General features: G+C 38.2%; 14 protein-coding genes. 12 read left to right on the forward strand and 2 right to left on the reverse strand.

Features of this window, described 5'->3' with window-relative positions; genetic code table 11:
• Positions 1–121 precede the first annotated feature (121 nt).
• Positions 122–1,840, forward strand: a complete 1,719-nt coding sequence (locus B5D30_RS11275) for a septation ring formation regulator EzrA (RefSeq protein WP_078808175.1) — start codon at positions 122–124, stop codon at positions 1,838–1,840.
• Positions 1,841–1,910: 70 nt separating this feature from the next.
• Entirely contained in the window at positions 1,911–3,254 is a 1,344-nt protein-coding gene (locus B5D30_RS11280; RefSeq protein WP_078808176.1) for an RsmB/NOP family class I SAM-dependent RNA methyltransferase, read from the forward strand.
• A gap of 43 nt (positions 3,255–3,297) precedes the next feature.
• Here the strand turns inward: B5D30_RS11280 and B5D30_RS11285 are convergent, their stop codons facing one another.
• Both B5D30_RS11285 and B5D30_RS13820 read right to left on the reverse strand, forming a co-directional pair.
• A complete protein-coding gene (locus B5D30_RS11285) occupies positions 3,298–4,122 on the reverse strand; it encodes a helix-turn-helix transcriptional regulator (protein ID WP_078808177.1) in 825 nt (274 codons plus the stop codon).
• A 116-nt stretch (positions 4,123–4,238) separates the two neighbouring features.
• A complete protein-coding gene (locus B5D30_RS13820) occupies positions 4,239–4,391 on the reverse strand; it encodes a hypothetical protein (RefSeq protein WP_159443311.1) in 153 nt (50 codons plus the stop codon).
• Between the two features lie 344 nt (positions 4,392–4,735).
• Here B5D30_RS13820 and B5D30_RS11295 point away from each other — a divergent pair, with 344 nt between their 5' ends.
• The 10 genes from B5D30_RS11295 (at position 4,736) to B5D30_RS11335 (ending at position 14,644) form a co-directional block, all read left to right on the forward strand.
• Entirely contained in the window at positions 4,736–6,070 is a 1,335-nt protein-coding gene (locus tag B5D30_RS11295; protein ID WP_078808179.1) for a carbohydrate ABC transporter substrate-binding protein, read from the forward strand.
• Positions 6,071–6,175: 105 nt separating this feature from the next.
• Positions 6,176–7,069 (forward strand): carbohydrate ABC transporter permease, encoded by an 894-nt coding sequence (locus B5D30_RS11300; RefSeq protein WP_234984666.1) that lies wholly within the window; start codon positions 6,176–6,178, stop codon positions 7,067–7,069.
• Positions 7,070–7,082: 13 nt separating this feature from the next.
• Positions 7,083–7,949: a carbohydrate ABC transporter permease gene (locus B5D30_RS11305; protein ID WP_078808180.1), complete on the forward strand. Its 867-nt coding sequence runs from the start codon at positions 7,083–7,085 to the stop codon at positions 7,947–7,949.
• Positions 7,946–8,074 carry a hypothetical protein gene (locus B5D30_RS14370; RefSeq protein WP_268802121.1) on the forward strand — a complete coding sequence of 43 codons (129 nt, stop codon included), beginning with the start codon at positions 7,946–7,948 and terminating at the stop codon, positions 8,072–8,074. The genes B5D30_RS11305 and B5D30_RS14370 overlap by 4 nt, the downstream gene beginning before the upstream one ends.
• Positions 8,075–8,143: 69 nt before the next feature.
• On the forward strand, positions 8,144–10,306 hold the full coding sequence (gnpA, locus tag B5D30_RS11310; protein ID WP_234984667.1) for a 1,3-beta-galactosyl-N-acetylhexosamine phosphorylase: 2,163 nt from the start codon (positions 8,144–8,146) through the stop codon (positions 10,304–10,306).
• Positions 10,303–10,482, forward strand: coding sequence for a DUF6903 family protein (locus tag B5D30_RS11315; RefSeq protein WP_078808182.1), 180 nt, complete (start codon positions 10,303–10,305; stop codon positions 10,480–10,482). The genes gnpA and B5D30_RS11315 overlap by 4 nt, the downstream gene beginning before the upstream one ends.
• Before the next feature lie 422 nt (positions 10,483–10,904).
• Positions 10,905–12,305 (forward strand): alpha-L-fucosidase, encoded by a 1,401-nt coding sequence (locus tag B5D30_RS11320; RefSeq protein WP_078808183.1) that lies wholly within the window; start codon positions 10,905–10,907, stop codon positions 12,303–12,305.
• On the forward strand, positions 12,295–13,956 hold the full coding sequence (locus B5D30_RS11325; RefSeq protein ID WP_078808184.1) for a DUF4091 domain-containing protein: 1,662 nt from the start codon (positions 12,295–12,297) through the stop codon (positions 13,954–13,956). Before B5D30_RS11320 ends, B5D30_RS11325 begins: the two co-directional genes overlap by 11 nt.
• A 116-nt stretch (positions 13,957–14,072) precedes the next feature.
• The gene (locus tag B5D30_RS11330; protein WP_456107108.1) at positions 14,073–14,342 is read left to right on the forward strand and encodes a type II toxin-antitoxin system RelE/ParE family toxin; all 270 of its coding nucleotides are present in this window, start codon (positions 14,073–14,075) and stop codon (positions 14,340–14,342) included.
• Entirely contained in the window at positions 14,342–14,644 is a 303-nt protein-coding gene (locus B5D30_RS11335) for a helix-turn-helix domain-containing protein (RefSeq protein ID WP_078808186.1), read from the forward strand. The genes B5D30_RS11330 and B5D30_RS11335 overlap by 1 nt, the downstream gene beginning before the upstream one ends.
• The last annotated feature ends 307 nt before the right edge of the window (positions 14,645–14,951 follow it).

The raw sequence follows: 14,951 nt of genomic DNA on the forward strand, positions 1-14,951 counted from the left end.
GTGAATTAGCATAAAATTAGTGAAACAGAAAATGCTTTATGCTATAATTTAGAGTGGACTATATACTGGAATAGAAGCATGATGAAAAAATGATAAAAAAATAAATGGGGGCTTAGCCAATATGAATACGCAGTTGATAGTAGTAATTGTAATTCTTCTTGTAATTGTGATAGCTTTTTATGTTGTAAGTACGATTATGCGTAAGAAAAATCAGGAACGTTTAGAGGAGTTAGAAGATAGACGTGAGGCGTTGCTTGATTTGCCTGTTGAGGATGAAATTGATGAAGTGAAGAAAATGCACCTTGTTGGTCAAAGTCAAAATACATTTCGTGAATGGAATCAAAAATGGACGGATATTTCAAAATCAAGCATTGGCGATTTAGAAACACAAATTTATGAAATTGAAAACGAAAACGATTTGTTCCGTTTTATGAAAGCAAAACATTCTCTTGATACAGCTGAGGCTCAAATGGGCTATATGGAAGGTGAAGTGGACAGTATTCGCGAGGGGTTAAGATCACTTCGTGAAAGTGAAGAACGCAATTCACTAGCCGTACAAGAGGCGTTAGACGTTTACGAGGATTTGAAAACTCGTTTGAACGAAGAAAAAGCCTCATACGGTGCAGCTGCTCCTGAGATGGAAAAACATTTGGTGAATATCGAAATTGAATTTACTCAATTTGTAACGCTGAATACCACTGGAGACCCAGTGGAAGCACGCAAAGTGTTAAATCAAGCTGAAGAAGATACGTTTGAGCTGAAAAACAAGATGGATCGCATTCCGCCACTTGTGTTAGAGTTGACGGATACTTTCCCGTCACAAGTGGAAGAATTGGAAAAAGGACATCAGCAACTGCTTGAGCAAAAATATATTTTCGCAGAAAAAGATATTGAGGCACGTCTTTTCCATATTAAAGGGCAAATTGAGGACTCTAAGAAATCTTTAGAGCAGACGGATTTGGATATGGTGGAAGAAGTGAATCGTAATATTGACGAAGAAGTCAATTTCATTTACGACATTTTCGAGCGTGAAATAGATTCGCATAAGTACGTCAAAGCAAATACGGCACAAGTCATGAATTATATTGAACACGCCAAGAAGAACAATCGTCAATTGTTGATTGAACTTGACCATACTTCACAAAGTTATACGCTAAACCACAATGAACTTGGTCGTGCAAGAGGGTATCAAACGGAAATTGATACGCTAGAACGTAACTACAAGTTGATGTTGCCAAAATTGGAAGAAAAACAAATGGTTTATTCTCAAGCACGTGAATTTTACGAGGATAGCTACAAAGTGTTAGATGACATTGAAAGCGAACAATTGCAAATTTTGTCTGATGTGAAAGAATTACGCAAGGGTGAAAAAGAGGCACAGAAAAAAGTGGACGATTTCGAGTTCAAATTGCGTAATATCAAACGTTATGTTGAAAAACAACGTTTGCCGGGGTTGCCAGCAGATTACTTGGAATTTTTCTTTGTTGCAAGTGACAGAGTAGAAGAACTTGCAGGCGAGCTGAACAAAATCCGTATTAACATGGACGAAATTGAGAAACTATCAAAATTCTCAAGTGACGATATTGAAATTTTGCAAGAGAAAACAGATGAATTGATTGACAGTGCAGCTCTTGCGGAGCAAATGATGCAGTATGCCAATCGTTATCGCCACAACAACCCAATGATTGCACAAGCAATTGATCACAGTTTGCAACTATTTACAAAAGAATATCGCTATAAAGATGCCCTTGACGAAATTGGCTCATCGCTCAACAAAGTAGAACCGGGAGCGTTTGAGCGGATTGAGAAGTTTTATTTTAGTCATAGGGAATTAGCGTAGAGTAAGCAAAAATAAATTCCCCTATCGTAAGAAACGGTGGGGGATTTTTTTAAATAAAGGAGCAAGAGAAATGCAGTTTCCAAAAGGATTTGAAGAAAAATATAGACAGTTGCTTGGTGAGGAGGCGGGTGTTTTTTTTGATTCATTTGATGAGAAAATAGAAAAAGGTTATCGTGTGAATCCGATGAAAATTGCCAGCGATAAACTCATTTGCAATGAAAAAATTCCTTATACTTCATTTGGCTATTTCGGAGTTATCAGTGGGAAAAGTATTGAACACACAACAGGGGTCGTGTACTCTCAAGAGCCGAGTGCACAGTTTGTTGCAGAAGTGGCAAGTCCTAAGCCAAACGAAAAAGTCTTGGATTTATGTGCAGCACCTGGCGGGAAAACGACGCATTTGGCAAGTTTTTTGCAAAATACAGGTTTGTTAGTAAGCAATGAAATTATGCCGAAAAGAGCAAAGATTTTGGTTGAAAATATTGAACGCTTTGGCGTAAGAAATTGTGTCGTGACCAATGAAACGCCCAAACGACTTGCTAAACAGTTTCCGCAGTTTTTCGACAGGATTTTGGTGGACGCTCCTTGTAGCGGGGAGGGAATGTTTCGCAAAGATTTTGCTGCTACGCAATATTGGCGAGAAGATTATCCGCAGGAATGTGCAAGACTTCAAAGAGAAATTTTGCACGAGGCGATGAAAATGCTCAAAAATGGAGGCGAGCTGATTTATTCCACTTGTACGTTTTCGCCAGAGGAAAATGAAGAGACGATCGCATGGCTTTTACATGAATATCCCGAACTTACACTTTTGCCGATTAAAAAATATGAAGGTATGAGTAGTGGTGTGCCAGAGTGGGCGAATGGAAATGAAGAATTGACGAAATGTGTTCGACTTTTTCCGCATAAAATGCGTGGGGAGGGACATTTTGTTGCCAAATTAAGAAAAGAGGTTTCGGAGGAAAAATCGAAGAAACAAAAGTTTCTTAAAACCAATTTGACAAGAGAGCAAGTCAGTCTTTGGCGAGGAGTAGAGCAGGATCTTTTGAATAAAAAACTCACAGGAACTCTTTATACATTTGGTTCAGAGCTTTACCTTGTGCCAAGCGAATTTTTGGAAATAGACAAGCTGAAAATTGCTCGTCTAGGGTTACACTTAGGCACGTTCAAGAAAAATCGCCTTGAGCCAAGTTTTGCGTTAGGTGTTGCATTGAGCAAAGAAGAGACTAAGCGACATCTTGAATTGAGCGAGGAACAATTTCTCACGTACGTTTCGGGAAACACGGTTTTGCTTGATGAGCCGATTCACTCAAGCGGTTTTTATCAAATACTTGTACTCGGCAATGGTCTAGGTTTTGCCAAAGTTGTAAGGAATGTGGTGAAGAATTTTTATCCTAAGGGGTTGAGGGTTTATTGAGAAGTGGGGCAAAACTTATGCAAGAGTTTTGCCCCACTCATTTTTACCATTCTCTATCTTTCCGATGTTTTTTGCGATATTCCATTGGCGACATTCCCGTTTCTTTTTGGAAAAATTGAGCGAGATAGGATTGAGATTTGAATCCTATGCTTATGGCGATTTCCATGACGGTATAATTTGCTGAGGTGAGCAAAAATTTAATGTGCTTGAGCTTGACTAAATTGAGATAACGAATTGGCGACACCCCAAAATCTCGCTTGAAAATATGTGAAATATGATACTTGCTCAAATGAAAATGATGAGCCAAATCTTCTAAAGTAATGCTCTCTTTGAAATTCATGTCAAGATAATATTTGATAAGCAGGCTTTCTTGTTGTGCGTGATATTCCTCTGTTGTATTTACCGCAATTTCCTGATGACGACTCATCAAAATGAGCAAAATTTGCACAAGTTGGTGAATGACAAGCGTGCTATGTTTCTTTTGTGACGAAAATTCTTCATGTCCTTTGTAAAAATAAAATTGCATTTCTCGTATTTCATCGGAATAAAGCCAATAAGGCATATCAACTCCACCGTCAGAATTGACCGACACACCGCTTAGCCCAATGACAAGATACTCCATAGGATTGGCATAATCTGAAAGTTCAGCGTGCTCAATGCCGTTTTCGATATACAAAAGATCATTCTTTTTTACCGTAACAATTTCATCTGCAATGAGAAATTCCCCTTTTCCATGTGTAATGTAAAATATTTCAGAAAAAGGATGAGAATGTTTGATATGTAGCCAATTTTTAGCATTTTTATCCGAATGATTAATGTAGAGAATATTCAAGTTCATATTGGAAAGATTGCTATTGAGTTTAGACATAATGTTCCTCCGATCGAAGTTTTTCTGAGATTCATTCTACGAATTGTCATTTATTTCACAAAGATATTCTTTGTTTTAGAATGTAAATACATATGGACATCTCTAAAAACTCACACTTATCCCAAATTGCTAGTTTTCCGTTTTTCTTCGTCAATCTCCTGAACGCCCCTCGTAGCTTTTCTTTGTCTAGCTACGAGGGGCAGGAGTTTGGTCGCTGTTCGCAATGCTACTTGAAACTTCGTTTCAAGCAAGTAAATAGCATGGCTCACTACGACAAACTCCTGAACACCCCTCTTAGCTTTTCTATGAACCACATAGCTTTCGTCGATTTCCTCGAAAAACGAAAAACTATCTAATTTGGTATTAAGCGGAGTTTTTAGAGGTGCCCATATTTTAGTAAAAATAGCTTTACAGCAAGAAATATAAAAAAATTAACAATAAGTTTGAATTAAAACGTTTTCTTTTGGTGTATAATGAATTATAGCAAAAAAACATTAAAAAGTGTAGATGAAAGAAAAAATTTCATCTATCCAAACGAAAAAGCGAAGAGGGGCGTTCTGGAGACCGCGAACAGTTGCCAGCCTCTCGTAGCTAGGAAAAGGAGAATGTCAAAATGAAGAAAAAAATGTTTGGTGCTTTATTGCTTTCAGCTTGTGCCTTGGTTACTTTAGGTGCTTGCGGAGGAGGCAAGAATGATGAAAAATCCTCTGACGGCAAAGTTGAATTAAATCTTGCTGTTTTTGAGGGTGGGTATGGTAAAGAAATTTACGAAAAAGCAGTTGAGGCTTACAAAGAGGTCAATCCTGATGTCACGATTAAGCTAAATGCAAGCAAGACAATTGAGGACGAAATCATTCCAAGCATGAAAGCAGGGAAATTTCCTGACCTTATGGTATTAGGGCAAGGGGCAAAATCTGGCTTGGTAGAATCTTTGATTAAAGACAAGAGTTTAGAAGATGTGACAGATGTTTTGGATATGAAAGTTCCAAGTGAAGAGAAAGTTTTAAAAGACAAACTCGTCCAAGGAATTGTGGATAATTTGGCGACCAATCCTTATGGCGATGAGAAAACGTATCTCATGCCAATGTATTATGCTCCGACAGGACTTGTTTACAACAAAGGTTTATTGAAGGAAAAAGGTTGGGAAGAACCTAAAACAATGGAGGAATTTTTCGCATTAGGAGATAAAGCGAAAAAAGAGGGCATTGCTTTGTTTACTTATCCAACAGCGGGATATATGGACTCTTATTTCAATTCGCTTTTTGCAAGTATCGGCGGAACCAAGTTTTTTGATGAGGTGATGACGTATAAAAAAGGGGTGTGGGAGTCAGAAGATGCCAAAGAGGCACTTGAAATTACAGGCAAACTTTTGAAAAATTACACGGCGAAAGAAACAGTTGGCAATGCAAATGCTCAAGATTTTACAAAAAATCAGCAAATGATTCTGGATAATAAAGCACTCTTTATGCCAAATGGTACATGGATTGTGCAAGAAATGGAAAATGCACCACGTGCGAAAGACTTTCAGTGGGCAATCATGCCACTTCCAGCAATGAAATCTGGAGGAGAACGCTATATTACGACAAGTGTAGAAAGTGCTTGGATTCCAAAAGAGGCAAAACAAAAGAAAGCAGCAAAAGAATTTATGGCATTTCTTTATTCTGACAAAGTAGCAGATATTTTCTTAACGGCAAACGCAGTTCAGCCAATTAAAGATATAACAAACAAAATAAGCGAAGAAGCAAAACCATTTTATGATGCATACAATCAAGAAGGTGTTCAAGCGTTAGTAGGACGTTTTGCAAGTACAGATGCAGTAGAAGGGGTCAATATTTCAAACACACTTTATGACACGTCAAACAGCATTATTACAGGCGACAAAACAGTCGAGCAATGGCAAAAAGATTTGAACACAGTAAGCGAAAAATTACGTGAAGCGAAAGATTAATTTGTAGCAAGAGCGAGGTTGAGCAATAAAGGAAATTGTATTTAGAAATGTTTGTCTCAACCTCGTTTGTTTTAGAGATACTTATGTGAAGAAGAGGTGAGAAAAGTGGCGAAATCAAAGACTGCGAGTAAAAATAGATTTATCTTTTTTTGCACAGCACCAGCAGTAATTCTCTATACTATTTTTATGATTTTTCCAACAATCAATATATTTAAAATGTCTTTATTTAAATGGAGTGGATTTTCTGCTACACAGCGGTTTGTCGGGTTGGATAATTTCAAGATTTTATTACAGGACAATAATTTTTTACGTGCATTTCAAAATACGATTTATCTTTTAGTTGTGGTGACGATTATTACAATGGGAACAGCCCTTTTCATGGCGGCGTTGATGCAATCAGAGATAAAATGTAAAAATTTCTATCGTTTTATTATCTATATCCCGAACATTTTATCTATTGTCGTTGTTGCTGCAATTTTTTCAGCGATTTATGACCAGAAAAGTGGATTGCTAAATAGTATTTTAGAGCTTTTACATCTGGATTCGTTGAAACATATGTGGTTAGGCGACCAGAAAATTGTGATATTTAGCGTTGCTATTGCAATGTTTTGGCAATCTATGGGCTATTATATGGTGATGTATGCGGCAAGTATGGCAAGTGTACCAACGAGTCTTTACGAATCTGCCTCTATTGAGGGAGCGAATAGATTTCAGCAATTTTTCAGTATTACATTGCCGCTTATTTGGTCAAATATCCGCAATACGCTAACGTTTTTCATTATCAGTTCGATTAATCTTAGTTTTGCATTGATTAAAGCAATGACAGACGGTGGTCCTGATGGTTCAAGTGAAGTTTTGCTTTCATTTATGTATAAACAAGCGTACACCAATTCAGCCTATGGTTATGGTATGGCAGCAGGCGTGATTATCTTTGTGTTCAGCTTTGTATTGTCAATGATTGTGAGTAAAATTACAGAAAGAAAAATATTGCAATATTAGTAGGGAGAACGTGATGGCAAAAACGAATAAATTACTCAAAATTTTGATGTATGTCTTAGTTATTACTGTAACTGCAAGTGTTTTGATTCCTGTTGCTTGGGTTATGCTTGCCTCGCTAAAAGAGCGTGGAGAGTTTTACGGCAATCCTTGGAGTTTGCCAAAAGGATTATTTTTCCAAAATCTCGTAGATGCTTTTCAAGCGGCGAATATGGGGAAATACTTTTTTAACTCTGTGTTGGTGACGATTTTGGCATTAGTGATAAATTTAATTATCACCGTCCCAGCAGCTTATGTTATCTCACGCTTTCAATTTAAGGCACAAAAAGTGTTGAATTTCTTTTTCATGGCGGGGCTGTTTATCAATGTGAATTATATCGTTGTGCCGATTTTTCTCATGCTTTTAGATGCAGATAAGGCAGCGATTGAAATGTTTCCAGATGGTTTTTTCATTAACAATCTGTTCGTTTTAGCACTTGTCTATGCAGCGACAACGATTCCGTTTACGATTTATCTTTTAGGTGGGTATTTTAGAACAATTTCCCCCACCTATGAAGAGGCGGCAATGATTGACGGAGCGAGTCATTTTGAGATTATGATGAAAGTCATTGTTCCAATGGCAAAACCAGCAATTACAACGGTGATTTTGTTTAATTTTCTATCTTACTGGAATGATTACATTATCTCAATTACGCTCATGCCGGGAGAAAATCGTACACTTCAAGTTGGATTGCTAAATTTGATGAATGCACAAAAAGCAGCAGCAAACTATGGTCGTCTGTATGCAGGAATGGTGATTGTTATGGTGCCAGCTCTCATACTATACGGCATTATCCAAAAACAAATGTTAGCAGGAATGGCTCAAGGCGGATCTAAGGAATGACGGAAAGAAAAGTGAAGATGGGCGTTCTGAAGTCTGCAACAGTGAGCCGTGTCGTTTATTTATTCGAAACTTTAGTTTCGAACGACACTGCGAACAGTTGCCAGACTTCAGCCCCTCGTAGCTAGACCAAGAAAAGCGAAGATGGGCGTTCTGGAGTCTGTGGCAGTTCATAGATAGAAAAGGAGGAAATTAATTTGTCAAAAGGCAGAGTAACATTACCTAGTGAAAAAAATTATTTTAAAGAGACAATGAGAATTGCAGAAAAGTGGGGGGCGGATGCCATTCGAGATTCTGACGGCACCAAATTAGACGATGAATTGAAAAAAAGTCCGTTTAAAATATACAATGCTTATTTTCCAACAAGAGCTCACAATGATTTTATTACGCAACATATGGAAGAATGTCCAGAGATGTATTTGATGAGTGAGCGTGTAATGGCAACGAATGAGGAAGTTGAGATTGCTTTTATGCGAGAGTATTATCCAGAGCAATTAAAAGTAGACTATCTTCACAATCCAAAAGAATATTGGGAAGTTATTGACCGAACAACAGGTAGCGTTGTGTCAACAGAAGAGTGGTCGCTTGATAGTGAAAAGAATAGTATCACCATTTACAAAGCGAAAAAATGGCATGAATACACCGTTTCATTTTTAGCTTATATTATATGGGACCCAGTCGAAATGTATAATCATTTGACAAACGATTGGGGAGATAAGGAACATGAGATTCCGTTTGACGTATTGCAACCACATTCTTACCAGTTTGTATTAGAGACAATGGCAAATTGGTTAAAGGAAAATCCAGATGTCGATGTCGTACGTTTTACGACCTTCTTCTATCAATTTTCATTGGTCTTTAACCAATATGGAAAGGAAAAATTTGTCGATTGGTTTGGTTATGGTGCGAGTGTTTCACCGTTGATGTTGGAAAAATTTAAAGAGGCGAAAGGCTATGCGTTAAGAGCAGAAGATTTTATTGACGAGGGGTATTATAATTCTTCGTTCCGTATTCCTACGCAGAATTATCTGGATTATATTGATTTTGTGCAACAATTTGTCACGAAAACCGTTCGTAAACTGACGGATATGGTACATTCTTCTGGCAAAGAGGCAATGATGTTTTTAGGAGACCAGTGGCTTGGAACAGAACCATATGGCAATTATTTCAAAGAAACAGGACTTGATGCCGTTGTTGGAAGTGTGGGAGACGGGACAACGCTTCGCATGATTTCAGATATTCCGCACGTGAAATATACAGAAGGACGTTTTCTTCCGTATTTTTTCCCAGATACTTTTTTTGCAGGAAATGAGGAAAATATTGTCAACGAGGCTCGTATGAATTGGGTGCAAGCACGCCGTGCAATTTTACGCAGTCCGATTGAGCGAATGGGGTATGGGGGATATTTAACTCTTGCGGATAAATTCCCAGCGTTCATTGAAACAGTTGCTGAAATTACTGAGGAGTTTCGACAAATTCACAAGGAAATCAAAGGGAGTCGAGCGAAAACGAAGTTGAACGTTGCTCTGCTAAATCATTGGGGTGCTTTGCGAAGTTGGCAAGCATTCACGGTAGCACACGCACTTTATTGCAAAGAGGCGTATTCTTATTACGGAGTGCTTGAGGCGTTGAGTGGTATGGACGTAGAAGTTTCTTTCATTAGTTTTGAAGATGTGTTGACAGACGGAATTGATCAAACGATTGATGTCATCATCAACGCAGGAGCAATGAATACGGCATTTTCTGGTGGAGAAATTTGGAAAAATGAGCGATTAATTTCTTGTTTGAACGAATGGATTTACAACGGCGGTGGTTTTATCGGTGTAGGTGAACCGAGCGGTTGCGAACATCAAGGACGTACATTTCAAATGGCTCATGCGTTAGGTGTAGATAAAGAAGTTGGATATAGTTTATCAACAGATAAATATTTTAAAACAGCAGAAAAAACTCATTTTATTACGGAAGGCATGATGAAATTTGATTTTGGTGAAGTGGTTAACAGTGTATACAGCTTAAGCGAAAACACTGAGATACTGGAGTTTTCAAATGATGAAGTGCATATTAGTGCCAACGAATTTGGAAATGGTCGAACGATTTATCTTGCAGGACTTCCGTTTAGCTTTGAAAATGCACGCTTGCTCATGAGAAGTTTATATTTTGCAGCAAGAAAAGAAAAAGAAATGCTAGAAGGCTATTCTACGAATATTTTCTGTGAAGTAAGTGTATTTCCTGAGGTGAAAAGATATTGTGTTATCAATAATTCAGCGACAACTCAAGAAACAACGGTAACTTTTGGGGAACAAGAAAGCGAAAGATTAACGCTTAATGCTTATGAAATCGTCTGGAGGGATTTATTGTGACAGAGGCAGGGAAAAAATTTGTAAAGACACTCATTCATACTGTTCTCTTTGTTTTTTTCGTAAGCCTAGTCGTAATCAATCAACGAACAGTAGGATATATTCATCTTTTCTTACAACTTATAGGAGTAGCAGGCTTACTTGTGCAACTTTTTATTTATAACAAAAAATATAGTTAGAGAATAGGAAAACACTTTGTTAAAGGATCCTCTAAAAACTTCGTTTAAGTCAGAACTAGCAATTTTGGATAAGCGTGAGTTTTTAGAGGACCTCTTAAATTAAGGAAAATCTTTTTTTCTAAAAAATGGTATTTCCCCCTACGAATATGTATTTTTTCACCAAACCTCATAACAATTTTCACTAAAAGAAATTATGCTATACTCAAAATAAACATAAAAGCGTAGAGGGGCGAACAGGAGTTTGCGACAGCGAACCACGTCGTTTATTTACTTGAAGCATTAGCTTCAAGCGACGTTGTGAGCAGTCGCCCAACTCCTGCCCCTCGCAGCTAGACCAAGAAAAGCGTAGAGGGGCGAACAGGAGTTTGCGACAGCTAACCACCGTCAGACTTCAGCCCATGTAGCTAGAACAGGAGAACAAAATGGATATACAAAAAGCAACACGGATTACTCCGAGTGAGCGACAGTTTGCTTGGCAACAGTTGGAATTTTATGGTTTTCTGCATTTTGGTATGAATACGATGACGGATAGTGAGTGGGGAGAGGGGCGTGAGAGTCCAAAAACTTTTCACCCGACAGCATTAGACGTAGATTCGTGGATTGAGACACTGAAAGAAAGTGAGATGCGAGCGGTTATTTTGACTTGCAAACATCATGACGGTTTTTGCTTATGGCCAAGTGACTACACAGATTATTCAGTGAAAAATTCTCCTTTGGGAAATACTCAAGGAGATATTGTCAAACTCGTTTCAGAAAGTTGTAAAAAGTATGGATTAAAGTTTGGTGTGTATCTCTCGCCTTGGGATCGCAATGCGAAAAGTTATGGAAAAGGCAAAGAATATGACGATTACTATATTAACCAATTAACCGAACTTTTAACCAATTATGGTGAAATTTTCTGCGTTTGGTTAGACGGTGCTTGTGGTGAGGGGGAAAATGGAAAAGTTCAAGAATATGATTGGGAAAGATATTATGAAACGGTGAGACGATTGCAACCGAATGCGGTTTTGAATATTTGCGGTCCTGATGTGCGTTGGTGTGGCAATGAGGCGGGGAGCGTGCGAAAAGCTGAGTGGAGCGTTGTGCCAAAACGTTTGACTGAAGCTGAAATCGTCTCCTCTCTTTCGCAAAAAGAAGATGACGGCAAATTTTCAAGAATCATTACTTCAACAGACGAAGATTTAGGAAGTAGGAGCCAGATTGCAGATGAGGAAGAGTTAGTCTGGTATCCTTGTGAAGTGGACACTTCTATTCGCATAGGGTGGTTTTACCATTCAGACGAGGATAGAAGTGTTAGGACTAGTACGGAGTTGTTTGAGATTTACAAAAAAGCAGTAGGGGGCAATTCTTCCTTGCTGTTAAACGTTCCTCCGACACCAGAGGGGAAATTGCACCCAAATGATGTGGCAAGTTTAAAAGGCTTAGGTGAAAAAATTCGCAAATTGCGTGAAAATGTCGTTGAAAACTTTCATGTCGTGGCATCATCTGGTGATTTTGTCAAAGGGAGCATTTGGCAAGCTGAAAAAGAAGATACACTTCCGACACTTGAAATTTTCTTTGAAAACGAAGAAGAAATTTGTGGTGTAATTCTCCAAGAAAACATCAGAGATAGTCAGCGGATAGAGCTTTTTGAAATTTATGGAAAAGTAGGAGAGTCGTGGAAATTTCTTGGAAGTGCGGAAACGGTGGGGCATAAGAAAATTTTTGAGCATGAGCCGGTGAAAACAAAAGAAATGAACATTATTTTCCGCCAAAGCCGAGAATATCCAACGCTTGCGAGTCTGAATTTCATGAAAACAGAGGAATACGCCAATGAAGATTAGTTTTTGCAGTAAAGACCGTCATTATTTTCAGGAAGATGCTGAGGAATTGCTTAATTTATCGCAAGATAAAATGCAAATTTCTTCGTGGCAAAATGAACAAGTCATTCTTCCTTTCGCTGTTGTAGCAGAGGAGGACTTGGGAGAAGTAAAAATTAGCGTAGAAAACGCCTCTCCAGTGCTAAAAACTCAGCTGAAAATGTTAGAGTTTACACAAGCTCATATAGGGCGAGGAATGACTTATGGTAACATTGTCGCAAAACCCAATCGACAAGTGGCAGATATTGTAAAGCCATATGCTCCTACTGCTCTAAAAAAGGGTGAATTTCGCATTTTTTGGCTGATAATCGAAGGAGAACACGCTGGAGTTAGTACAGGGGAAATTCACATTTTTGCTGAAAATGAAGTGAAAATACTCAAATTTGACTATGAAATATTACCGATTTCTCTCAATGAGGAAACAACCAGTCTTTTTTCGCTAGAGCTGTGGCAATATCCTCAAAGTCTCGCTCGATTTTTTAATGTAAATTGGTTTAGTACAGAGCATTTAAATCTTATCAAGGAAAATTTGCTTGCCTACAAACAAGCGGGGGGCAACACAATTGCTGTCACGATTTTGCATGACCCGTGGAATCATCAGACGTATGATATTTCTCCGTCACTTGTCAAGTGGCAGATGAAAAATGGGAAATTGTCCTTTGATTTTACCGATTTTGACCGCTATGTCAAGTTGAATCTGTCTGTCGGGATTTCAGAGAAAATCAAGAGTTTCTCACTTTTGCCGTGGGAAGATAGGATGTTTTATTTTGACGAAAAAGGCGAGTTGATTGAGGAAAAAGTGAGCGTTGGCAGTGAAAAATGGTTTGAGCTATGGTCGCAATTTTTACCTGCCTATATCGAACATTTGGAAGAAATGGGCTGGTTTGAGCAAACGTATATCGCTTTTGACGAAAGAGAATCTGATGCACTCGAACAAGCGGTTCGTTTGGTCAAAAAATACAAAAGTTCTAAAGGGGAAACACTCAAACTCTCGGGAGCAATCAATTATACTGCGAGCAATTTGGAAATATTTGATGAGTTGGACGAAATTTCCATTAGCCAAGCTCAAATACAGTCAGCGAAAGAATTTCGCCAATTGGCAAATGACCGCAGGAAAAAAGGGAAAACCACCGCAGTTTATAATTGCGTAGGAGATTATCCGAGCATTTTCGCACTTAGCCAGCCGATTGAAACACGTTTTCTAATGTGGTATTTCGCAAGTCTTACGGCAGATTGCTTTTTACGCTGGGCGTTGGATGCATGGACGGAAAATCCTCTCAAAGCTCTCAACCATTGGTATTGGGAGGCGGGGGATAGCTTGTTGCTCTACCCTCATGAAAAAGAAGAAACCACTCCATATTCTTCTGTCAGATTTGAACAAATGAAACAAGGACTAACTTCCGTTAGAAAGTATTTGCATTTAAAATCATTGGATGAGACAATCGTTTCAGAAATAGAGGGGCTATTGTTCCAAATGACATTGCCAAAAGGTGCGGTAAATGAGTATGGAGCAAGTGTTTCTGGAGATGATGAGAATGATTTATTGATGGAAAGGGAAGTAGGTATGTTGGAGGAAGTTTTGGAAAGGGTAACGAGAGAGTTTGTTGGGCGATAGGTAAAGTGAGGTGTATAAATTGATAATTATAACAAAAATGTTATAATTATTTGAAGAGGAGTATCTATGGAATTTGAGTACTATCAAGATGAACAAGGAAAAAATCCCTTTTAAAGATTTTTTGGATAATGAACGCCACAGAAAAACTTGGACTAGAAGTGGCGAAACGTCAAGAGTGGATAAAGAAAATAGAGGACAATTTATTTGAATTACGCTCAAAACATGGCAGTGATATTCAACGAGGGTTGTACTTTAAATACGAAAATGGACGTTTCATTGTTACACATGGTTTTTCTAAGAAGACAGATAAAACACCCAAGCGTGAAATTGAGCGTGCAAAAAATTTACGAAAGAATTTTTATAGGATTGAGGGAGGAAAAAAATAATGCCATACACAACAAAAGATTACATTCAAGAACGCAGAGAAGAAGATAAAGAATTTGATGCAATCATGAAACGTCAAGAATTGGCTTTTCCAATCGCTATGGAAATCATTCGTTTACGAGATAAAGCAGGATTAACTCAAAGCCAACTGGCTGAATTAATCGGCACAAAGCAATCTGCTATCGCACGATTAGAGAATGGTGATACGATTCCGACAGTTCAAACGTTGAATAAGATTGCTCATGCACTACACCGAAGATTAGATATTCATTTTGTTGAAGATGATGAAGTGCTATATAACTAAAAAAATAAAGAAGGGTACCTCTAAAAACTCCGATTAAGCCAAAATTAGATAGTTTTTCTTGTTTTCAAGGAAATCGACGAAACCTATGTGGTGTCAAGAAAAGCGAAGAGGAGTGTTTTGAAGTCTGCAACAGCGAACACTGTCGTTCATTTACTAGAAACGTAAGTTTCTAGCGACATTGTGAGCAGTTGCCAGACTTCAGCCCCTCGCAGCTAGACAACAAGAAAAGCGAAGAGGGGCGATTTGAAGTCTGCAACAGCGAACACTGTCGTTCATTTACTAGAAACGTAAGTTTCTAGCGACATTG

The sequence above is a fragment of the Pilibacter termitis genome (assembly GCF_900167335.1).
In the GTDB taxonomy this organism is placed as follows: Bacteria; Bacillota; Bacilli; order Lactobacillales; family Streptococcaceae; genus Pilibacter; species Pilibacter termitis.